We start from the raw sequence: 19901 nt of genomic DNA, 5'->3' as shown, positions 1-19901 counted from the left end.
CCCTTCCCCCGGAAGGGGAAGGGAGGGAGGGCGCCCTTACTTCATCGGCGGGGCGTACATCAGGCCGCCTTCGGTGTAGAGGGCGTTCTGGCCGCGCGGCATCTTCAGCTTGGAGCCCGAGCCGACGTTGCGCTCATAGCTCTGGGCGTAGTTGCCGACCTGCTTGATGATGGCGTAGGCCCAGTTCTCCTCGACGCCCAGCGCCTTGCCGTTGCCGGCGGTGACGCCCAGCAGGCGCTTCACGTCCGGATCGGGCGAGGTCATGGCGGCGTCGACGGTCTCCGAGGTCAGGCCCTTCTCCTCGGCCTGGACCATGGCGTAGAAGGCCCAGGTGACCAGGTTCATCCACTCCTCGTCGCCCTGGCGCACGGCCGGGGACAGCGGCTCCTTGGAGATCAGCTCGGGCAGGATGACGTAGTCGTTGGGGTTCTGCACCTCGGCGGCGCGGATGGCGGCCAGCTGGGAGGCGTCGGAGGTCAGGGCGTCGCAGCGGCCGGCGAAGAAGGCCTTGTTCAGCTCCTCGTTCTTCTCGATGACGACCGGCTTGAAGGTCATCTTGTTGGCGCGGAAGTAGTCCGACACGTTCTGCTCGGTCGTGGTGCCGGGCAGGACGCAGACGGTGGCGCCGTTCAGCTGCTTGGCGCTCTTCAGCCCGAGCTTGGCCGACACCATGAAGCCCTGGCCGTCGAAATAGTTGGTCGGCGCGAAGTTCAGGCCGTTGGCGGTGTCGCGGGTCAGGGTGCGGGTGGTGTTGCGGGCCAGCAGGTCGATCTCGCCGGACTGGAGCGCCGGCAGGCGCTGCTGCGCCGACAGCGGGGTGTACTTCACCTTCTCGGCATCGCCGAACATGGCGGCGGCGACGGCGCGGCACATGTCGACGTCGAGGCCCGACCACTTGCCCTTGTCGTCGGGCGAGGAGAAGCCGTACAGGCCCAGGTTGACGCCGCACTGGACGTAGCCCTTCTGCTTCACGCCGTCGAAGGTGGCGCCGGCCTGGGCCGTGCCGGACAGGGCGAAAGCGGAGACCGACAGCGTGGCCGCGATGGCGAGCGCGCTCAGACGGGACTTCATGGCACGGGTCTTCACGGGGCGGGGCTCCTTCAGCCTTGGTGGTTCGTTGGGCGCCGGGGCAGGGGGCTCCGGCCGCCGCATGCCGCTACAATCGCTCCGTGGATTGAACAAAGTGCCCGCCCGTCATGAACGGATGTGGTGGAAATGTGAACAGCTTTGGACAGATGGGCCGCGCGCACGGCGAAGGCGATGGCCGGGCTTCTCCCGACGATGGTCACGGGGGCCGGCCGATAATTCACGTGCACGGGCTTGGCCTTGCCCTTACAAGCGATTGGTGTCGGCCATATGTTTTCGCCGGGAATCCTGGGGGTTTTGAGGGAATGGGGTCCGATCGGCCGGTCTGGCGGTGGTTTGCGCGCTTTTCGCTGCTGCGGCGCGGGCCGGTGCAGCGCTATGGCGCCGCCCTGCTGACTTTCGCTGTCGCGCTGGTGTTGCGTCTGGCCGCCGACGGCACCCTGCCCACCGGCTTTCCCTATCTCACCTTCTTTCCGGCGGTGATTTTGACCACCTTCATGGCCGGTCGGGGGCCGGGGGTGGCGGTTGCGGTGCTGTCGGGACTGGCGGCCTGGTATTTCTTCATTCCGCCCTATTACTCCCTCGGTCTGGATGCCTCCGTCGGGCTGGCGCTGGCCTTCTATGCCGTGATCGTCACCGTCGACATCGCGCTGATCCATGGCATGCAGGTGACGCTGGCGCGCCTGAACGAGGAGCGCGGCCGTACCGCCTCCCTGCTGGAGGCGCAGACCACCATGTTCCACGAGCTGCAGCACCGCGTCGCCAACAACATGCAGTTCGTCTCCGCCCTGCTTGCCCTGCAACGACGGTCGATCAACCAGTCGCCGGAAGGGGCGCTGGCGGCGCTGGAGGAGGCTGGGAAGCGGCTCGACACCATGGCCCGGGTGCACCGGCGCCTGCACGATCCGCAATCCGGCGACGATTTCGGCAGCCACATCGACGCGCTGTGCCGGGACATGCTGGCGGCGGCCGGCATGTCCGGCGTCACCTGCCGCGTGAGCGTGCAGGCCGCGCCGCGGTCGCCCGAACGGCTGCTGGCGCTGGCCATGCTGATCGTGGAGGCGCTGACCAACAGCCTGAAGCACGCCTTCACCGGCCGTGACGGCGATGGTGGCGGCGGTGGTGGCGGCACCGTCACCATCGAGCTGAGCGAGGTGCCCGGCCAGCCCGGCCAGCTGCATCTGCTGGTGGCGGACGATGGCGTCGGCCTGCCGGACGGGTTCGACGCGCAGCACCTGCCCAGCCTGGGCTGGAAGATCATCCAGAGCCTGGCGGTCCAGCTGTCCGGCCGGTTGAGCTATGGCCCGGCAGATGGACCTGCCGGCAGCACAGGAACGCGGATCGACCTGCGCTTTCCGGCCTGAGACGGCATCCCCGTTTGAATCCAATCGCGGCTTTTCCGTCGCCATCGGACGAACTATCTGTGATCTTGCCGGTTGCTGCGGGGAACCGGCAGAGGAAAGCAGGAGAGGACTTATGGCGACGCTGAAGGAATTCGAGGACGCATTGAAGGCGTCGGGCAACACGGCCGCGCTGGAGATCCTGGAGTCCCTGCGGGCGCGCGACCGCTCCCAGCGTTCCGTCCGGCCGGCGCGCCGGCTGACCGGGCGCAAGATGACTCCGGAGCTGGCGACCGAGATCCTGCACCTGCACGAGACCACCAACATGACCCAGCAGGAGATCGCCTTCCAGCTGGGGGTGAATCAGGGCCGGGTGAACGAGGTCATCAAGCGCCGCAAATGGCTGAGCGAAGACCCCGCCGCCCCGGAGGCACAGGCCCGCGACCAGGCCAAGCAGCGCGCCAAGGAGGGCGTCGGCATCCCGCCGCGCCCGCCGTCCCGGAAGAAGAAGGCCAAGCCCGCGGCCGAAGCGGCGCCGGAGGCGGCTCCCGCTCTGCCGCCCGAGGCGGTGGCGCCGGTGGAGCCGCCCGTGCCGCCGGCGGAGCCGGAGGTCGTCGTGGCACCGGAGCCCGCGCCGCCGGTCGCCGCGGAACCGGCCGCCAAATCGCGTGCTGCCAAACCGCGCGCCGCCAAGCCGCCCACGGCGAAACCAACCGCTGCCGAACCGCCGATGCCGGTGGCCGCACCCGAGTTGCCGTTGGAGCAGCCGGAAACGGCCAAGCCGAAGAAGGCGCGCAAGCGGGACAAGGCGGCGGAGATGCCGCTGTTCAAGGACCTGCTGTAAGGGTACTTGAAAGCCCTCTCTCGCCTGGGGGAGAGGGCATAAGCCATGCCCGCCGGTCATTTCGCACCTGCGGAATTAACGGCCTGCGGCGGATTGCCTCAGCGGGGGGTAGGCAAATATCCTGACCCTGCCCCGGTTGCTTTCGATTCCCCTGCCGCCGGGCTTCGCCTTCCTTGACCCAGCGCGACAGCGGAGAAACGACAATGGCGTCTGCCGGCCATCACGGCGACCTGCGTGCCGAGGCACAGCTGGCCTCGGCCCATCCCGGTCTGGTGCTGCTGGCGCTCGCCATGGGTGGATTCGCCATCGGGACGACCGAATTCGCGACGATGAGCCTGCTGCCCTATTTCGCCCAGGGCTTGGGCATCGACGAGCCGACCGCCGGCCATGTCATCAGCGCCTATGCGCTGGGAGTGGTGGTGGGCGCGCCGGTGATCGCGGTGCTGGCGGCGCGGGTGGCGCGGCGGACCCTGCTGATCGGGCTGATGGCGGTCTTCGCCGCCGCCAATGTGGCCAGCGCCTTTTCGCCCTCCTATGGCTGGATGCTGGCCTTCCGCTTCATGAGCGGGCTGCCGCACGGCGCCTATTTCGGCGTCGCGGCGCTGGTCGCCGCCTCGCTGGTGCCGCCGCAGCGCCGGGCGCAGGCAGTGGCGCGGACCATGCTGGGGCTGACGGTGGCGACCGTCATCGGCGTGCCGATGGCGAACTGGATCGGGCAGGTGCTGGGCTGGCGCTGGGGCTTCGGCGTGGTCGGGCTGCTCGCCCTGCTGACCGTGGTGCTGGTCTGGATCTTCGCCCCCAACGACCGGCCGCACCCGGATGCCAGCCCGCTGCGCGAACTGGGCGCGCTCAAGCGGCGGCAGGTCTGGCTGACGCTCGGCATCGGCGCCATCGGCTTCGGCGGCATGTTCGCGGTCTACACCTATGTCGCCTCCACCCTGATGGAGGTGACGCAGGTGTCGCCGGCGATGGTGCCGGTTGTGCTGGCGGTGTTCGGGTCCGGCATGACCGTCGGCACGCTGGTCAGCGCCTGGGCCGCCGACCGCGCCCTGATGCCGACCGTCGCCTTCACCCTGCTGTGGAGCGCCGGGTCGCTGGCGCTCTATCCCTTCGCCGCCGGCAATGTGTGGCTGGTGTCCATCGTCGTCTTCATGATCGGCTGCGGCGGCGGTCTCGGCACGCCCCTTCAGGCCCGGCTGATGGATGTGGCGGAGGATGCGCAGACGCTGGCCGCCGCGCTGAACCACAGCGCCTTCAATGCCGCCAACGCGCTCGGCCCCTGGCTGGGCGGCATGGCGATCGCCGCCGGCTGGGGCTGGACCTCCACCGGCTGGGTCGGCGCGGCGCTGGCGTTGGGCGGTCTGGCGGTGTGGGCGGTGGCGCTGCTGGACGACCGTGCGACGGCCAGCCGTGCCGCCAGCCGCGCGGCCGAGTCCCGGGAGTCCGAGTCCCGGGAGTCCGAGGCCCGGCTGGCCGAGGCCTGCGCCGGGGACTGAGCGGCCGGCATCGCCAGGAAGTCAGCGCCCCCCGGCCACGCTCCAGGCGATGCGCGCCGGATGTTCGCCGAGGTCGAGGGAGCCGATGACGATCTCGCCCCGGCCGGACAGCGGCGCCACGTCGCCCATCTTCAGCAGGCGCTGCTCGCCGGCCTGCGGCACCAGACGGGTGCCGTTGCGGCTGAGATCCTCCAGCGTGAAGACCCCGTCGCGCAGCCGGATCAGGGCATGCCGGCGCGAGGCGGAGGCGTGGTCCAGCATGATGCCGCAGTCCGCCCCGCGTCCGATCACCAGATCGCCGCCAGCATCGGGCACCGCCACCGTCCGGCCCTGGTAGCTGAGCGTCAGGCGCAGCGCCGGCGCCGGCGGGGCCCGCATGTCGACCGTCATGTCCGTCGGCTGGGCATGCGGCGCGGCTCCGGTCCGCAGGCCCGTCACCACGCCGATGCCGGTCACCGACACGCGCTGGTCATCGGGGATGGCGGCGATCTTGGCGATCAGCCCATCGGCCAGCGCCCGCGGGATGCCGGCGGCGCGCAGGCGGCGGCCCAGCCCTTCGCGCACCTCCTGGAGGGAGGCGCCGGGGGCGGCCAGCTCCGCCGCGGACTTCACCCGGTTGAATTCGTCGGCGACGCGCTGGATGACGGTGCTGATCTTCTTGTGGCCATAGGCGCTGGCGCCGAGGTCGAGCAGATAGCCGAGCCGCCCCGCTGCCGTGGTGAAGCGGCCGGCCAGCCGCATCATCGTCTCCTCGAAGGGCAGGTCGGTGCCGCCGGTGGCCCAGACGGTCTTGCCGCGGCGGGTCAGCGACTCGGCCATGGCCGGGCCGCCCATATAGCCGTCGAAGGCGATCATGCCGTCGACGATGGCGGCAAAGGCGCGGGCGTCGCTGGCCGCCCCGCTGCGGGTCAGCGGGGTCAGCCCGTCCAGCCCGCCGCGGATGCGGTGCAGCAGCGCCTCGCGCGTGCGGGCGAAGCCGAAGCCGGTTCCGTCGGAGGCCAGCGCGTTCGACAGCGCCAGCAGCGGCTCGGTGTGGGGCAGCCGGTCGTCCAGATCGCCGCGCAGCGCCGCCAGCAGCGCCAGCAGGGCGGAGGCGAGATCGGGCGCATAGCCGATCAGGGCGCGGATCGGCTCCCGACCGTCGACGATCTCCGCGGAGAACTCATCGACCAAACGGATGTTCTCGCCATCGCCCTCCTGGTGGAGGCGCAGGACGGCGGTCAGCTTGGCCCCCCACTCCCGATGCGGTTCCAGCAGGGTGGCGAAGGCATGGGTGACGATGCGGTCGCGCTCCTCCACCGGCCGGTCGACCGCGGCCAGCAGCAGGCCGGAAATCCCGCCGCGCATCAGGGCCTGGTCGTAGGGGGCCAGCGTGTCGGATTTCTGGGCAAGCTCCTTCAGCGCCGTGAACAGGCGGATGATCTGGTCATAGCGCTCATGCGGCTTCACCCCCAGCATCGGCGCCTGGAGGGTGGCGAGCCGGCTGACCGCGGGATTGAACAGCAGCGCCTCGCGCTCGAAGTAGCGCAACGGATAGTAGCGGTGAAGCTGCTCCGACGGAATGACGCCCTGGTCGTCCCAGTAACCGCGCAGCAACCGCAGCAGGGTCATCCGGCTGTCGAAGGAGAAAACCTGCAACACGTCGGTGCAGAGGTTGGCCGTTTCGATGGGCGAGATGGTGGTCAGCTTGGCGCCGCCGGAAGAGGTCTTCTGGAAGATGGTTTCTTCCCGGCCGGTGCCGGTGACCTTCACCACGCGCACCACCGGGAACTTGGCAAGGCGCAGCAGGAAGTTGGCGCGTTCCGTCGCCGACTTCTCGTCTTCAAAGACGCCGTCGATGTTGGGCTTGCCGCCCTGCTCGACCACCACCTCGAAGCGCGCTTCGCGCCGCTTGGACATCGCCATACCGTCCCCCTTTGGCTTGCCCCGGTCGGAGTGTCCTTTTCCGATTGGCGCCCGGCTACGTCCCTGTTCGCGATTCCCGGCGATTTTTTACCAAAATACTTTATGAAAGCTTCCATCAGAAGCGGAAAGACCCGAACCGTGACCGCAATCCGTCGCTCCGGTAGCCGACCCGATAACCGGCCCACTCTCGGCCGCCGGCCTTTCCTCGGTCTCTTGGGATCGCTGGGCCTGTCGGCGGCGCTGAGCCCGCTTCCTGCCCTGGCATCCACCACCAATGGTTTAGAAAGTTCCGCGGTCGGTTATCTCCTGTTCGAGCCGGACAGCGGCACCGTGCTGGAGTCGCGGGCGGCGGACACCCCCTTCATCCCGGCGTCGGTGGCGAAGCTGCCGACGGTGGCGGCGGCGCTGGCCCTGCTGGGGCCGGACCACCGCTTCGCCACCCGGCTGCTGGCGACCGGCCCGCTGACGGGCGGGGTGCTGCGCGGCGACCTGATCCTGCAAGGCGGCGGCGACCCGGCGCTGGCGACGGAGGGGCTGGTGCAGCTGCTGGGCGGGCTGGCCGCCGCCGGGCTGCGCCGGGTGGAGGGGCGGTTCCTGTACGACACCGCCCTGCTGCCCGATCTGGCCGAGATCGACGCCGGGCAGCCCTGGGCGGCCCCCTACAACACCGGGGTCGGGGCGCTGTCGCTGAACTACAACCGCGCCCTGCTGAACTGGAAGCGGGGTGCTGCCGGGCCGGAGGTGCTGACGGTCGCCGATGCCGGGCGCCTGCCGCTGGACAGCGTCGCCGTGCGGCCGATGGCCGGGAGCAGGGGCTTTCCTCTGCTGCCGGACGGGGCCGACCGCTGGCTGATGGCGCCGCCCGCCGCCGGGGAGGCGGCAGGCGCCTGGGTGCCGGTGGCGCGGCCGGGGCTGGCCGCCGCCACCCTGTTCCGCCGGCTGGCCGGCGATGCTGGCATCGCTTTGCCGCTGCCGGGGGTCGGGCGTACGCCGGCCGGCGCGACGGTGTTGGCGGCGCTGGACAGCCTGCCGCTGTCGGAACTGGCGCGCGGGCTGCTGCGCCATTCCAACAATTTGTCGGCGGAGGTGATCGGGCTGGCGGCGTCGAGGCGGCTGGACCCGTCGGTCGCGACGCTGGACCGGTCTGCGGCGCTGTTGCAGGGCTGGCTGACGCGCCAGGGTGCCGGCTGGCGCGGGCTGCGGCTCGCCAACCATTCGGGGCTCGGCACCGGGTCGCGCGCCACGCCGCGGCAGATGGCGGCGCTGCTGCGGGCCGGCGGACCCGCCTTGTGGGAGCTTCTGCCGGGGGAGGAGGACGGCAAGGCGCTGCCCTCCGGCGTCCATGCCAAGAACCGGCACGCTGGCCTATGTGAAGGGGCTGGCCGGGCTGCTGACGGCGGGCAGCGGCCGGCAGCTGGGCTTCGTCCTGTTCATCGCCGACCCGGCGCGCCGGGCAGCGCTGGACGCCGCGCTCGACCGCCGGGTCACCGCCATTCCGGCGGAGGCGCGCGGCTGGGCCGCCGCCGCCCGCAGGGTGCAGGACGAGACGCTGGGACGCTGGGTTCTCACCTATTGACTGAGATAGGTCATAGGACAGAAGATAGCCTGACCGGTAAAATGCAGATCAAAGTCGATTCGATGCGGAGTCGATTTGAGAAAGCCCTGCCTGCGTCGATTGATCGCGGGCATATCCGGACCATATGCGTCGGCAACCAGCAGCGAGAGCCCGCGACCCGATGATGACAGACCGTTCCGCCACCTCACCCGCGCGCAAAATCCTGCGCCGCCGGCTGGAACGTCAGGATGTGGCCGCCAACCGCTATCACGACCAGCGGCTGGGGGCGGAGGTGGTCAACATCGTCGTCGGCGGCTGCGTCGTCACCGACGATCCGAACGTCGTCATCACCACCACGCTGGGCTCCTGCGTCGCCGCCTGCCTGTACGATCCGGTGGCGGAGATCGGCGGCATGAATCATTTCCTGCTGCCCGACGCCGGAACCGACACGCTGTCGCTGTCGTCGCGCTATGGCGCCACGGCGATGGAGCATCTGATCAACCGGCTGCTGGCCGTCACCGGCCGGCGCGACCGGCTGCGCGCCAAGCTGTTCGGCGGTGCCAACGTCAACCTGAACACGCTGCGCACCGCCAACATCGGCCAGCGCAACGTCGAGTTCGTCATGGAGTATCTGGCGACGGAGGGCATCCCCACCGTCAGCTGGGACGTCGGCGGCGCCACCCCGCGCGCCGTGCGCTTCTTCCCCACCACGGGCCGCAGCCAGCGCCGGCTGATCGGCGGAGAGACGCTGCACGAGATCGCCCGCAACGAGTCGTCCTACATGGAGCATCTGGGCCGGACGCGGATCGAAGGCGACGTCGAGCTGTTCTGATAAGCTCGACCGGGGGGCGCCGGTTCGCCGCGCGCTCCCACCCCGCCGTTTTTCCGCGGAGCCCGTCATGGCCGACACGCTGTTCCGGATCGCCACCTTCAACCTGGAAAACCTGGACGACGATGCCGACGAGCCGCCTTTCGAGGTGCGGATCGCCACGCTGCGCCCGCAGTTGGAACGGCTGGAGGCCGACATCCTCTGCCTTCAGGAAGTCGACGCCCAGCATCCGGTCAAGAGCGAGCCGCGCATCCTGCGGGCGCTGACCCGGCTGCTGGAGGACACGCGCTATGCCGGCTACCACGTCACCGCGGGCGACGCCGCGTCGCCGGCCGACCGCCACAACCCGGTGATCGTCAGCCGCTGGCCGATCCGGGCGGCACGGCTGCTGCGCCATCATCTGGTGCCGCCGGCCCGCGTGCGGCTCGCCACCGCCGATCCGGCGGCGGAGGGCGAGACGGAGGTCGGCTGGGACCGGCCGGTCCTGCATGCCGAAATCGAGATGCCGGACGGCCGCACCCTGCACGTGTTCGACCTGCATCTGCGCGCTCCGATCGCCGCCCCGGTGCCGGGGCAGAAGGCCGGCGCCCAGATCTGGAAGACGGCGGCCGGCTGGGCGGAGGGCTATTATCTCGCCTCGATCAAGCGGGCGGGGCAGGCGCTGGAGACGCGGATGGCGGTGGACCGGCTGTTCGACGCCGACCCCGACGCACTGATCCTGGTGGCCGGCGACTGCAACGCCGACCTGGAGCAGACCGCCGTCCGTATCATCCGCGCCGCGCCCGACTTCACCGGCAATGCCGAGCTTGCCAACCGCGTTCTGGAGCCGCTGGAGCAGGCGATCCCGGAGGAGCGGCGCTACACCGTGCTGCATGGCGGAACGCCGGTGCTGCTCGACCATCTGCTGGCGTCGCCGCGGCTGGCCGAACGGCTGCGCGACGTGGCGATCCACAACGAGGATCTCATCGACGAGGTCGATCACGCCGACGAGCCGTCGCCGGTCAGCTACCATGCGCCGGTGGTGGCGGGGTTCAGCCTGCAGGGCGCACGCGGCTAGGGCATAGGTGGTTCACGCGGTGGGGACGGTGCCGCCGTCGATGACGTATTCCGTGCCGGTGATCGTCCCGGCACGGTCGGACGCCAGGAAGGCGATCAGGTTCGCAACGTCTTCCGGCTTGGATGGCCGGCCGATCGGAATGCCGCCGAGCGAGTCCATGATGATCCGCTTGCCGCCTTCGTAATCGGTGCCGGCCTCCTTCGCGAGCCGCTCGGCCAGCCCTACCGCTGCCTCCGTCTCGATCCAGCCGGGGGACACGCGCACCACGCGCACGCCCTTGGGCGAGACCTCCTTGGAAAGGCTCTTGCTGTAGGTCGAGAGCGCGGCCTTCGCGGCGGCATAGGCCGTCGTCGCCTCCGGCAGCGGCAGCTGGCGCTGGATGGAGGTCACGTGGATGACCACGCCATGGCCCTGGGCCACCATCGCCGGCACAAGGTCGCGGTCGATCCTGACGGCGGGCATCAGGTTGAGATCGAGCTCCCTTGCCCAGTCCGCGTCGCCCAGCGCCGCATGGCCGCCCGCCGGAGACGACGAGCCGCCCAGCATGTGGACGATGACGTCGACGCCGCCGAGCCGCTCGCGCACCGCGGCGGCGAGCGTGGCGCAGCCCTCTGCGGTTGTGAGGTCCGCGCCGACGAACATCTCCTCGCCGAGCGTGTCGGGCCGGGACCGGGCGGCGGTCAGCACGCGGGCACCGAGTTCGCGGAACAGGGCGACGGTGGCAGCACCGGCTCCGCGCGTACCGGAGGTGATGAGCGCTCTTTTGCCTTCAAGGCTGATGAACCCGGTCATTGGCCGATCTCCAGTCCGGCAATCCGCCCGTTCTCGATCCGGAACGCGAAGACCAGCGTGGCGGGGCTGCCGGGAAACCGCCCGGACACCGTTGCAAGGACCTTGGCGACCCCGTCCGTCTCGGACAGTTCGAGCGGTTCGATCACATGGGCGTATTTGGCCTTCGCGGCGCGCCACCACGCATCGATGGCGTCGTGGCCGGCATGGGACCCGCCTTCGTCCCCGACGACGGCATCGGGCGCGAAGGCGGCGAGCAGGGCCGCGCCATCGCTCCTCCGGTCGGCATCGAAATAGGCCTGGATCGGTGAGGGGAATGTCATCGTGTATGTCTCCTGAGCGGGGTGTCTTCTGTCCTTTCCAAGATGAGCGTGGACATCGGTTTCGATAATCAGGATAAAACGGGATATGGAATTTCGGTTTGCGGGACAATGACGCGGGCAGACCTGAACGATCTCGACGCCGTCTTTGCCATTGCGCGCAGAGGCTCGTTCCGTGCCGCGGCACTCGACCTTGGCATGTCCACGACCGCGCTCAGCAACGCCGTCAGGACGCTCGAGACGGAACTGGGCGTCCGCCTGTTCAACCGGACGACGCGGAGCGTGTCGCTCACCGATGCCGGCCGGCTGTTCGTCGAGCAGGTCGGCCCGGCGTTGCAGGACGTCCATGGCGCTTTGGAAGCCGTGCGGTCGCAGCAGACGACGCCGTCGGGCACGCTTCGCATCAATGCGTTCGCCATGGCGGCGCGGGAGATCCTCTCGCCGCTCGTTCTCGAGTTCCTCCGCCGACATCCGCAGGTGCATGTCGATCTCGTCACCGAAGGGCGGCTGGTGGACATCGTCGCCGAAGGATTCGATCTGGGTGTCCGGGTGGCCGACCTCGTGCCGACCGACATGATCGCGGTTTCCCTGGGCCGGCCGCAGCGATACGCCGTCGTCGGCTCGCCGGCCTATTTCGAGAAGCGCGAGAAACCCCGCGTCCCGCCCGACCTGCTCTACCACCCCTGCATCCGTGTCCGCCTGCCGAACGGCGCCCTGTACCGGTGGCAGTTTGAGAAGGACGGGCAGGCGACGCAGATCGACGTGCGCGGACCGATCACCCTGGACGAGTCCAGCCTCGCGCGGACCGCCGTCCTGGAAGACATCGGGCTCGGCTTCTTCATGGAGCAGGACGTGCGCAGCGACATCGAGGCCGGCCGTCTCGTCCGCGTGCTCGAAGACTGGACCCCGGTGCGTGCCGGGCTCTGCCTCTACTATCCCGGACGGCGCAATCCCTCGGCCGCCCTCAGGGCTTTCATCGGCCTCGCCCGCGAACTCGGTGCGAAGCCGGGTGTTTCTCCTTGAACCCATCGCCGTGTTCGGCCAGTCGGCGGGACATGGCGCTGGATTCAGGAACGCAACTGGTGGACAACAGCGTCTTCGGGAATTTTGCGGCGCTGCGCTCCGGTCGAGAGGGCGGGCGCCTTTCAGCAGGTGCCATTTGGGAGACAGCATGTTCACTGCCGCCAGCTTCCGCGTCGGCGACCGCGTGACCATCCGCAGCGGCCAGTCCATTCCGCAGTCCATTGCCACGGTGGAGCGCTACACCGAAGGGGGGCGCTGCATGGTGCTGTCCGACGGCAGCGAATGGCGCGCCGACGGCCGCCGCCAGTGGAGCTTCCGCGGCGGCTACTACAAGGGTCCGGTGGTCGAGCCGTTCGAGCAGGGCGACGACGAGTTCGTCGCGCGCCGCCGCGTCATCGGTGCGCTGCGCAAGTTCGGCGACAGCCTGACGATGGAGTCGGCCCTGAGCACCGAGGCGTTGCAGCGAATCCTGGATGCGGTGGACAAGGAAAAGGCGGCGGTGAAGAAGTAGAGGCTTCACATTTCGAACAACAAAAAGCCGGCGGCCCCCTGCGGGGCCGCCGGCTTTTTCATCCCGGACCGGTCACTCCGCCGCGATGGACTCGCGGGCGGGCTCCTCGGCCGGCACGGTGCGGATCAGGTGGTCGAAGGCGGCCAGCCCGGCCTTGGCACCCTCGCCCATGGCGATGACGATCTGCTTGAACGGCACCGTCGTCGCGTCGCCGGCGGCGAACACGCCGGGCAGGGAGGTCTGGCCGCGGTTGTCCACCTCGATCTCGCCGCGCGGAGTCAGGGCCAGCGTGCCCTTCAGCCATTCGGTGTTCGGCACCAGCCCGATCTGCACGAAGATGCCTTCCAGATCGACCCGCTTCAGCTCGCCGCCGGTGCGCTCCTTGTAGGACAGGCCGACCACCTTGTTGCCGTCGCCATGCACCTCGGTGGTCTGGGCCGACAGCAGGACGGTGACGTTCGGCAGGCTGTGCAGCTTGCGCTGCAACACCGCGTCGGCACGCAGCTGGCTGTCGAACTCGATCAGCGTGACGTGCGAGACGATGCCGGCGAGGTCGATGGCCGCCTCCACACCGGAGTTGCCGCCGCCGATCACCGCCACGCGCTTGCCCTTGAACAGCGGACCGTCGCAGTGCGGGCAGTAGGCCACACCCTTGTTGCGGTATTCCGCCTCGCCCGGGACGTTCATCGAGCGCCAGCGGGCGCCGGTCGACAGCACCACGGTGCGGGACTTCAGCGAGGCGCCGCTGGCCAGCTTCACCTCGATCAGGCCGCCCTCCTGGGTGGCCGGGACCAGGGCGGTGGCGGTCTGCAGGTTCATCACGTCGACCTCATAGTCCTTGACGTGCTGTTCCAGCGCCGCGGCCAGCTTCGGCCCCTCGGTGTGGGAGACCGAGATGAAGTTCTCGATCGCCATGGTGTCGAGCACCTGACCGCCGAACCGCTCGGCCGCCACGCCGGTGCGGATGCCCTTGCGGGCGGCGTAGATGGCGGCAGCGGCGCCGGCCGGGCCGCCGCCGATCACCAGCACCTCGAACGGAGCCTTGGCCTTGATCTTCTCGGCGGCGCGGGCGACGGCGCCGGTGTCCAGCTTGGCGACGATCTGCGCCACGTCCATCCGGCCCTGGGCGAAGGGCTCGCCGTTCAGGAAGACGGTGGGGACGGCCATCACCTGACGCTGCTCGACCTCCTGCTGGAACAGGGCGCCGTCGATGGCGACATGCTTGATCCGCGGGTTCAGCGCGCTCATCAGGTTCAGGGCCTGGACCACGTCCGGGCAGTTCTGGCAGGACAGCGAGAAATAGGTCTCGAAGCTGAAATCGCCGTCGAGGGTGCGGATCTGCTCCAGCAGCTCCTCGGACTCCTTCGACGGGTGGCCGCCGACCTGGAGCAGGGCCAGCACCAGCGAGTTGAACTCGTGCCCCATCGGCAGGCCGGCGAAGGTGACGCCGATGTCGCTGCCGTCGCGCTTGATGGCGAAGGAGGGCCGGCGGGCGTCGGCGCCGCTGCGGTCCAGCGTGATCTTGCCGGACAGCGAGGCGATGTCCTCCAGCAGGCCCAGCATCTCCTGCGACTTCGCACCCTCGTCCAGCGACGCCACCAGCGTGATCGGGTGGGTGATGCGCTCCAGATAGGCCTTCAACTGCGTCTTCAGATTGGCGTCCAGCATGGCTTTCGTTCCCAACGTCTCGTGTCCGGGGCGGATCGCCTGCGCATAGTCGCGGCGGTCCGGGCGGAGAAAATGGTGGCCCGAGCAGGAAGAGCCGGTCGGGCGGGCGGTCTGGTTTTGAAACAGTGGAGGGTTTGAAACGTCATCGTCCTCCCCGCGCAGGCGGGGATCCAGATTTTGAAAGGACTGCGACAAAACGCGCCTGGATGCCCGCCTTCGCGGGGATGGGGAAACCGGTGACGGAACCCGAATGGGGAGGCTTTTGAAAGCCGGCCCGTAAAAACCTGCCTTGCGGCCGGCTGCGGCGGCAAGGGTACCCGTTAAATCCCGCCATCCAAGCCTGTCGGCGGCGGGGGTGGGGGCCGGCTGGAGCCGGCCCCCGATCCGTGGTTTTCCCTTTAAGGGAAAAGCCTTAGATCTTGCCGACGAGGTCGAGCGACGGGGCGAGGGTCTTCTCGCCTTCCTGCCACTTGGCCGGGCAGACCTCGCCCGGGTGGGCGGCGACGTACTGCACGGCCTTGATCTTGCGCAGCAGTTCCTTGGCGTCGCGGCCGACGCCGCCGGCGGTGATCTCGACGATCTGGATCTTGCCGTCCGGATCGACGACGAAGGTGCCGCGGTCGGCCAGGCCGACTTCCTCGATCAGAACCTCGAAGTTGCGGCTGATCGCCAGCGTCGGGTCGCCGATCATGGTGTAGCCGATCTTGCCGATGGCCGGCGAGGTGTCGTGCCAGGCCTTGTGGCAGAAGTGGGTGTCGGTCGAGACGCTGTAGACCTCGACGCCCAGCTTCTGGAATTCGTCGTAGTTGTCGGCCAGGTCTTCCAGCTCCGTCGGGCAGACGAAGGTGAAGTCGGCCGGGTAGAAGAACACGACCGACCACTTGCCCTTCAGGTCGGCGTCGGTCACGTCGATGAACTTGCCGTTCTTGTACGCGGTCGCCTTGAAGGGCTTAATCTCGCTGTTGATCAAGGACATTTGTGTTCTCCGATAGGTGCGATGATTTGGTTGTCGCCTCAATCCCTGGCCGCTGGCCTCGGCCGGTGGCCGTGACATGCCCGACTTAGTGCGGCGCACCGGGTCGAACAAGGGGGCCTGCCGTGTGGCCAGGGGATGGGGCGATGTTCCCTGTGTCCCGTTGACCCGTGGAGGAATACGGGAAATCTGTGATCAAGAGAAGTAGAAAATACCAATTGAACTGATCGATAAATCCGATTACATAACTGGGCATGAAACCGCTCCCCACCCTGCGCCAGCTCCGCTATCTCGTCGCCGTCGTCGACCGCTGCCATTTCGGACAGGCGGCCGAGGCCTGCCTCGTCAGCCAGTCGACCTTGAGCGCCGGTTTGCAGGAGCTGGAGGATTTGCTGGGCGCCACCCTGGTGGAGCGCACGCGCCGCTCCGTGCTGCCGACCCCGCTCGGGCGCGAGATCGCGGAGCGGGCGCGCCAGCTTCTGAAGGGGGCGGAGGAACTGGTGGACATCACCCGCTCCGCCGCCGACCCGATGTCGGGGGCCCTGCATCTGGGGGTGATCCCGACCATCGGCCCCTTCCTGATCCCCCGCGTGATGCCGGCCCTGCGCGAGAGCTTCCCGCGGCTGCGGCTCTATCTGCGCGAGGACCAGAACGGCGCGGCTGCTGGAGCAGCTGAACGCCGGCAAGCTGGACGCGGCCCTGCTGGCCTTGCCCTACCCGATGGGCGATCTGGAGACGGAGGACATCGCCGAGGACCGTTTCTCCTTCGTCTGTCCGTCCGGCCACCGGCTGAACGGCGGCGACCCGGCGCAGCCGGTGACGGTCCCGTCGGAGGATCTGCTGCTGCTGGAGGACGGGCACTGCCTGCGCGACCACGCCATGGCGGCCTGCACGCTGGACAGCACGCCGCACAACACCGCTTTCCAGGGCACCAGCCTGCACACGCTGGTGCAGATGGTGGCGAACGGGCTGGGGGTGACGCTGCTGCCGCAGATGGCGGTCGATTCCGGCATCCTGCGCGGGCTCGATCTGGCGGTGCGCCCGCTGGCCGGCGACCGGCCGGGGCGGCGGATTGCGCTGGCCTGGCGCCGCACCTCGGGACGGAAGGAAACCTTCCAGCGGCTGGCCGAAGCGCTGAGGGCGGAGATGACGGCGAAGGACGGCTGACGGGGCGGCGGCGAAAGATTCGCTTGGTCCCGCGGGTGCGAGGTGGTTTAAACGGGACGGTTTTTCGCCCGTTCACTCCGCTTTGGGGACACCCAGCGTCATGTCCACCACCGCCACCGCTTCCGTTTCCGCCCCTGGCCCCCTGTTCGACCGCGTCGCCATCGTCGGCATCGGTCTGATCGGCTCCTCCCTGGCGCGGGCGCTGGCGGAGTATGGGATCGCGCGGCAGGTGGTCTGCACCGACCGCAGCGCCGAGGTGTGCGCCAAGGCGCTGGAGCTGGGCATCGTGGCGGAGGCCTCCACCGATCCGGCCGCGGCCCTGGCCGGCGCCGATCTGGTGGTGCTGTCGACCCCGGTCGGCAGCTATGCCGCGGTGGCCGAGGCCATCGGGCCGCTTCTGCAACGCGGGACCATCGTCACCGACGTCGGCTCGGTAAAGCAGGCGACCCTGCGCGACGTCGGGCCGCATCTGCCCGACGGCGTCCATCTGATCCCCGGCCATCCGGTGGCGGGCACCGAGCATTCGGGACCGGAGGCTGGTTTCGCCACGCTGTTCCAGGGCCGCTGGTGCATCCTGACCCCGCCGCCCGGCGCCGACAGCGCGGCGTTGGAGCGGGTGACGGAGCTGTGGCGCCGCGTCGGCTCCACCGTCGAGATCATGGAGGCCAGCCACCACGACCGCGTGCTGGCCATCACCTCGCACCTGCCGCACCTGATCGCCTACACCATCGTCGGCACCGCGTCGGACCTGGAGGAGGACACCAAGTCCGAGGTCATCAAATTCTCGGCCGGCGGTTTCCGCGACTTCACCCGCATCGCCGCCAGCGACCCGGTGATGTGGCGCGACGTGTTCCTGAACAACCGCGAGGCGGTGCTGGAAATCCTCCAGCGCTTCACCGAGGATTTGACGGCCTTGCAGCGCGCCATCCGCTGGGGCGAGGGGGAGCAGTTGCAGGACCACTTCACCAAGACCCGCGCGGTGCGCCGGGGGATCATCGACGCCAAGCAGGCGTGAGCACCCTCTCCCCGGAGGGGAGAGGGGAAACGCACCCCGGCGGCTCCGGTCCTGTCTGTTACGACGCCCGCAGCGCCCCCAGGAAGCCGTCGACCTCCCGGCGCATCCGCCCGGCGTCGTCCTGCACCGTGTCCACCGAGCGCACCATCACGCCGCTGGCCTGTTCGGCGGACGCGGCGGCGGCGGTGACGGCGGCGATGTTGTCGGAGACGCTGCGGGTGCCGTCGGCGGCGTCCTGGATGTTGGCGGCGATCTCGCCCACCGCGGCGGTCTGCTGTTCGACTGCGGCGGCGACCTCGCTGGAGATCTCGTTCAGCCGGGCGATGGTGCGGGTCACAGCACCGATGGTGTCGACCGCGGTGCCCGACGCGCTTTGAATTTCGGCGATGCGCGCCTGGATTTCAGCGGTCGCCTTGGCCGTCTGGCCGGCGAGCTGCTTCACCTCGCTCGCCACCACTGCGAAGCCCTTGCCGGCCTCCCCGGCGCGGGCGGCTTCGATGGTGGCGTTCAGCGCCAGCAGGTTGGTCTGGCCGGCGATGCCGGAAATCATCTCCACCACCTTGCCGATCTCCTCCGCCGCCTCGGCGAGGCTGCCCATCACGGTGGTGCTGCGTTCGGCGTCGCGGGTGGCGTCGGCGGCGATGCCGGCGGAATCGGCGACCAGACGGGCGATCCCGGCGAAGCTGGCCGACAGTTCGGCGGTGGCGGCGGCGACGCTGTCGACATTGGCCGAGGCGCGGCCGGCGGCCGACGACACAGCGTCGGAATGGCGCGCCGTCTCGGCGGCCCCCTCGGCCATCGCGGACGAGGCCGCGGCCATTTCGGCGGTGGAGGCCGACAACGCCTCGACCAGCCGCTTCACCGTCGCCTCGAAGCCGTCGGCGAGCGTGCGCAGCTCGCGGCGGCGTTCCTCGGCGGCGGCGGTCTTCAGCCGCTCCTGCTCCTGCTGGAGACGTTCGGTATCGAGCATGGTGTCGCGGAAGACGCGGGCGGCGGTCGCCATGCGGCCGATCTCGTCGCGGCGGCCTTCTTCAAAACTGGCGGTGAAATCGCGGGCGGCCAGACGCTCCAGCGAACCGGCGACGTCGAGAATCGGGCGGGAGATGCCGCGCACCAGCACGGCGCCGAAGCCCAGCGCCAGCAGGGTGCACAGCGTCACCCCGCCCAGCACCATGCCGTGGGCGCTGCTGTAGACCGCCGCCCCCTGGTCGGCGACGGCGCCGGCGTCGGCCATCGTGCCGTCCACCAGCGCGTCGAGCGCCTCCTGCACGCGGGCGAAGGCGACGGCGCTGGGGCGCTTGAAGACGCTGACGGCGGACTGGGCGTTGCCGTCGCGGGCCTGGCCGCGCACGCGGTCGGCAGCGGCGGCATAGGCGGTCCAGGCCTCGTCGAAGGCGGCCAGACGGGCGGCACCCTCGCCGCCGGCGAAGCGGGCTCCGGCGGCCTGACGGCGGGCGGTCACTTCGGCAACGGCCTCGGTCCAGCCCTTTTCCGCCTGGTTCACCTGCATCTCGTTGGTGGCGAGCGCATAGGCGGCTTCGGCGATGCGGTGGCTCTGCGCGGCGGAGGTCAGTTGACCGGCCAGCTGGGTCGCCGGCAGCGAACGGCTGCGCATTGTTTCGGCAGCATTGTTTAGGATTTCCAGCCGGCTGAGCGTGAAAATCCCGAAGGCGCCGGCCATCACCACAGTGCCCAACACCGCGACGATGATCTTGGCGCGGATGGTCAACTGTCCGAATGCTCGAATTTTAGCCATGTTGCCTGCATCCCCGCCAAGCCTTCGGCAAGAATTCCATCCATCCGAAGGTATTGTCCGACCCTCAACCTTACTAATCCGAATGTTTAAAATTATCAACGCGGAAGGTGAGTGAATTCGTCGGAAATCCGGTGTGCCGGGCAATGGTCACAGGCTGCTGGTCGAATGGGGCGTGAAGGAAGCCCGAAAACGAAATGGCCGAGGATGGAGATCAGGCGGCCCTGCGAACGGAACCCAGCTCGGTGAACAGCTTCACCACGGCTTCGACGAACTCGTTCAGCTGGTCCTGGCCCGGCGCCGAGACCGTGATGTCGTCGACGACCAGGGCCTCGCTCAGATGCTTGTCCACCGGGAAGTGATGGCCCTAGGACTTTTGCCGTGCCAGCCATTGACCAGACCCGTCTCGGTCGAGATGGTACGCAGCGTGGCGCCGGTCTTGATCAGGGCGCGTTGCGGCTCGGTCATCTCCGCTTCTTCGAAGCCATTGGAGACGAGGATGGCGATGGACTTTCCTGCGAGCGATTGATCCATACTGTCTTGTCCTTTCATCGTTTCACCAAAGAACGC

General features: G+C 69.1%; 18 protein-coding genes and 1 pseudogene. 10 read left to right on the top strand and 9 right to left on the bottom strand.

Features of this window, described 5'->3' with window-relative positions:
- Nucleotides 1–36 precede the first annotated feature (36 nt).
- On the bottom strand, nucleotides 37–1071 hold the full coding sequence (locus ACWPN8_RS31985) for an amino acid ABC transporter substrate-binding protein (RefSeq protein WP_109446010.1): 1035 nt from the start codon (nucleotides 1069–1071) through the stop codon (nucleotides 37–39).
- 320 nt (nucleotides 1072–1391) lie between these two features.
- Here ACWPN8_RS31985 and ACWPN8_RS31980 point away from each other — a divergent pair, with 320 nt between their 5' ends.
- From ACWPN8_RS31980 to ACWPN8_RS31970, 3 genes are all read left to right on the top strand, one after another.
- The gene (locus tag ACWPN8_RS31980; RefSeq protein ID WP_492243724.1) at nucleotides 1392–2450 is read left to right on the top strand and encodes a sensor histidine kinase; all 1059 of its coding nucleotides are present in this window, start codon (nucleotides 1392–1394) and stop codon (nucleotides 2448–2450) included.
- Between the two features lie 112 nt (nucleotides 2451–2562).
- Nucleotides 2563–3270, top strand: coding sequence for a hypothetical protein (locus tag ACWPN8_RS31975; RefSeq protein ID WP_492243723.1), 708 nt, complete (start codon nucleotides 2563–2565; stop codon nucleotides 3268–3270).
- Between the two features lie 203 nt (nucleotides 3271–3473).
- Nucleotides 3474–4766 (top strand): MFS transporter, encoded by a 1293-nt coding sequence (locus tag ACWPN8_RS31970; protein WP_109446013.1) that lies wholly within the window; start codon nucleotides 3474–3476, stop codon nucleotides 4764–4766.
- 21 nt (nucleotides 4767–4787) lie between these two features.
- On the opposite strand, the gene ACWPN8_RS31965 is transcribed toward ACWPN8_RS31970, so the two are convergent.
- A complete protein-coding gene (locus tag ACWPN8_RS31965) occupies nucleotides 4788–6671 on the bottom strand; it encodes an FHA domain-containing protein (protein ID WP_492243722.1) in 1884 nt (627 codons plus the stop codon).
- 138 nt (nucleotides 6672–6809) lie between these two features.
- Between ACWPN8_RS31965 and ACWPN8_RS31960 the strand changes: the two genes are divergently transcribed.
- The 3 genes from ACWPN8_RS31960 (at nucleotide 6810) to ACWPN8_RS31950 (ending at nucleotide 10112) form a co-directional block, all read left to right on the top strand.
- A complete protein-coding gene (locus tag ACWPN8_RS31960; RefSeq protein WP_492243721.1) occupies nucleotides 6810–8411 on the top strand; it encodes a D-alanyl-D-alanine carboxypeptidase/D-alanyl-D-alanine-endopeptidase in 1602 nt (533 codons plus the stop codon).
- Nucleotides 8408–9058: a chemotaxis protein gene (locus ACWPN8_RS31955; protein WP_109446018.1), complete on the top strand. Its 651-nt coding sequence runs from the start codon at nucleotides 8408–8410 to the stop codon at nucleotides 9056–9058. Before ACWPN8_RS31960 ends, ACWPN8_RS31955 begins: the two co-directional genes overlap by 4 nt.
- Before the next feature lie 67 nt (nucleotides 9059–9125).
- Nucleotides 9126–10112, top strand: coding sequence for an endonuclease/exonuclease/phosphatase family protein (locus ACWPN8_RS31950; RefSeq protein WP_492243720.1), 987 nt, complete (start codon nucleotides 9126–9128; stop codon nucleotides 10110–10112).
- Between the two features lie 12 nt (nucleotides 10113–10124).
- Here the strand turns inward: ACWPN8_RS31950 and ACWPN8_RS31945 are convergent, their stop codons facing one another.
- Both ACWPN8_RS31945 and ACWPN8_RS31940 read right to left on the bottom strand, forming a co-directional pair.
- Nucleotides 10125–10904, bottom strand: coding sequence for an SDR family oxidoreductase (locus tag ACWPN8_RS31945; protein WP_492243719.1), 780 nt, complete (start codon nucleotides 10902–10904; stop codon nucleotides 10125–10127).
- Nucleotides 10901–11224 carry a nuclear transport factor 2 family protein gene (locus tag ACWPN8_RS31940; RefSeq protein WP_109446024.1) on the bottom strand — a complete coding sequence of 108 codons (324 nt, stop codon included), beginning with the start codon at nucleotides 11222–11224 and terminating at the stop codon, nucleotides 10901–10903. Before ACWPN8_RS31940 ends, ACWPN8_RS31945 begins: the two co-directional genes overlap by 4 nt.
- Nucleotides 11225–11266: 42 nt before the next feature.
- Here ACWPN8_RS31940 and ACWPN8_RS31935 point away from each other — a divergent pair, with 42 nt between their 5' ends.
- On the top strand, nucleotides 11267–12244 hold the full coding sequence (locus tag ACWPN8_RS31935; protein ID WP_492243718.1) for a LysR family transcriptional regulator: 978 nt from the start codon (nucleotides 11267–11269) through the stop codon (nucleotides 12242–12244).
- Between the two features lie 148 nt (nucleotides 12245–12392).
- The gene (locus tag ACWPN8_RS31930; RefSeq protein WP_109048545.1) at nucleotides 12393–12755 is read left to right on the top strand and encodes a hypothetical protein; all 363 of its coding nucleotides are present in this window, start codon (nucleotides 12393–12395) and stop codon (nucleotides 12753–12755) included.
- A gap of 72 nt (nucleotides 12756–12827) precedes the next feature.
- Here the strand turns inward: ACWPN8_RS31930 and ahpF are convergent, their stop codons facing one another.
- On the bottom strand, nucleotides 12828–14423 hold the full coding sequence (gene ahpF / locus ACWPN8_RS31925; RefSeq protein ID WP_492243717.1) for an alkyl hydroperoxide reductase subunit F: 1596 nt from the start codon (nucleotides 14421–14423) through the stop codon (nucleotides 12828–12830).
- A gap of 412 nt (nucleotides 14424–14835) precedes the next feature.
- Complete coding sequence (ahpC, locus tag ACWPN8_RS31920; protein WP_109446030.1) at nucleotides 14836–15399, bottom strand: alkyl hydroperoxide reductase subunit C; 564 nt, start codon at nucleotides 15397–15399, stop codon at nucleotides 14836–14838.
- A 251-nt stretch (nucleotides 15400–15650) separates the two neighbouring features.
- Between ahpC and ACWPN8_RS31915 the strand changes: the two are divergent.
- Both ACWPN8_RS31915 and ACWPN8_RS31910 read left to right on the top strand, forming a co-directional pair.
- Nucleotides 15651–16563, top strand: a pseudogene (locus tag ACWPN8_RS31915) (hydrogen peroxide-inducible genes activator).
- 100 nt (nucleotides 16564–16663) lie between these two features.
- The gene (locus ACWPN8_RS31910; protein ID WP_109446034.1) at nucleotides 16664–17578 is read left to right on the top strand and encodes a prephenate/arogenate dehydrogenase family protein; all 915 of its coding nucleotides are present in this window, start codon (nucleotides 16664–16666) and stop codon (nucleotides 17576–17578) included.
- 58 nt (nucleotides 17579–17636) lie between these two features.
- Here ACWPN8_RS31910 and ACWPN8_RS31905 read toward each other — a convergent pair whose 3' ends face one another.
- The 3 genes from ACWPN8_RS31905 to ACWPN8_RS31895 form a co-directional block, all read right to left on the bottom strand.
- Nucleotides 17637–19334, bottom strand: coding sequence for a methyl-accepting chemotaxis protein (locus tag ACWPN8_RS31905; RefSeq protein WP_109446036.1), 1698 nt, complete (start codon nucleotides 19332–19334; stop codon nucleotides 17637–17639).
- A gap of 211 nt (nucleotides 19335–19545) precedes the next feature.
- A complete protein-coding gene (locus tag ACWPN8_RS31900) occupies nucleotides 19546–19683 on the bottom strand; it encodes a hypothetical protein (RefSeq protein WP_492243716.1) in 138 nt (45 codons plus the stop codon).
- A complete protein-coding gene (locus tag ACWPN8_RS31895; RefSeq protein WP_492243715.1) occupies nucleotides 19668–19865 on the bottom strand; it encodes a hypothetical protein in 198 nt (65 codons plus the stop codon). Before ACWPN8_RS31895 ends, ACWPN8_RS31900 begins: the two co-directional genes overlap by 16 nt.
- Nucleotides 19866–19901: the final 36 nt, after the last annotated feature.

The sequence above is a fragment of the Azospirillum sp. UENF 112521 genome, assembly GCF_058780665.1.
Note: the sequence above shows the minus strand (reverse complement) of the source record. Positions and strands in the feature narration are given on the sequence as shown.

Excerpts from the sequence above, each read along its gene's own strand:
- ACWPN8_RS31985 (WP_109446010.1), bottom strand. The coding sequence starts at position 1,071 with ATGAAGTCCCGTCTGAGCGCGCTCGCCATCGCGGCCACGCTGTCGGTC.
- ACWPN8_RS31980 (WP_492243724.1), top strand. The coding sequence starts at position 1,392 with ATGGGGTCCGATCGGCCGGTCTGGCGGTGGTTTGCGCGCTTTTCGCTG.
- ACWPN8_RS31975 (WP_492243723.1), top strand. The coding sequence starts at position 2,563 with ATGGCGACGCTGAAGGAATTCGAGGACGCATTGAAGGCGTCGGGCAAC.
- ACWPN8_RS31970 (WP_109446013.1), top strand. The coding sequence starts at position 3,474 with ATGGCGTCTGCCGGCCATCACGGCGACCTGCGTGCCGAGGCACAGCTG.
- ACWPN8_RS31965 (WP_492243722.1), bottom strand. The coding sequence starts at position 6,671 with ATGGCGATGTCCAAGCGGCGCGAAGCGCGCTTCGAGGTGGTGGTCGAG.
- ACWPN8_RS31955 (WP_109446018.1), top strand. The coding sequence starts at position 8,408 with ATGATGACAGACCGTTCCGCCACCTCACCCGCGCGCAAAATCCTGCGC.
- ACWPN8_RS31950 (WP_492243720.1), top strand. The coding sequence starts at position 9,126 with ATGGCCGACACGCTGTTCCGGATCGCCACCTTCAACCTGGAAAACCTG.
- ACWPN8_RS31945 (WP_492243719.1), bottom strand. The coding sequence starts at position 10,904 with ATGACCGGGTTCATCAGCCTTGAAGGCAAAAGAGCGCTCATCACCTCC.
- ACWPN8_RS31940 (WP_109446024.1), bottom strand. The coding sequence starts at position 11,224 with ATGACATTCCCCTCACCGATCCAGGCCTATTTCGATGCCGACCGGAGG.
- ACWPN8_RS31935 (WP_492243718.1), top strand. The coding sequence starts at position 11,267 with ATGAGCGTGGACATCGGTTTCGATAATCAGGATAAAACGGGATATGGA.
- ACWPN8_RS31930 (WP_109048545.1), top strand. The coding sequence starts at position 12,393 with ATGTTCACTGCCGCCAGCTTCCGCGTCGGCGACCGCGTGACCATCCGC.
- ahpF (WP_492243717.1), bottom strand. The coding sequence starts at position 14,423 with ATGCTGGACGCCAATCTGAAGACGCAGTTGAAGGCCTATCTGGAGCGC.
- ahpC (WP_109446030.1), bottom strand. The coding sequence starts at position 15,399 with ATGTCCTTGATCAACAGCGAGATTAAGCCCTTCAAGGCGACCGCGTAC.
- ACWPN8_RS31910 (WP_109446034.1), top strand. The coding sequence starts at position 16,664 with ATGTCCACCACCGCCACCGCTTCCGTTTCCGCCCCTGGCCCCCTGTTC.
- ACWPN8_RS31905 (WP_109446036.1), bottom strand. The coding sequence starts at position 19,334 with ATGGCTAAAATTCGAGCATTCGGACAGTTGACCATCCGCGCCAAGATC.
- ACWPN8_RS31895 (WP_492243715.1), bottom strand. The coding sequence starts at position 19,865 with ATGGATCAATCGCTCGCAGGAAAGTCCATCGCCATCCTCGTCTCCAAT.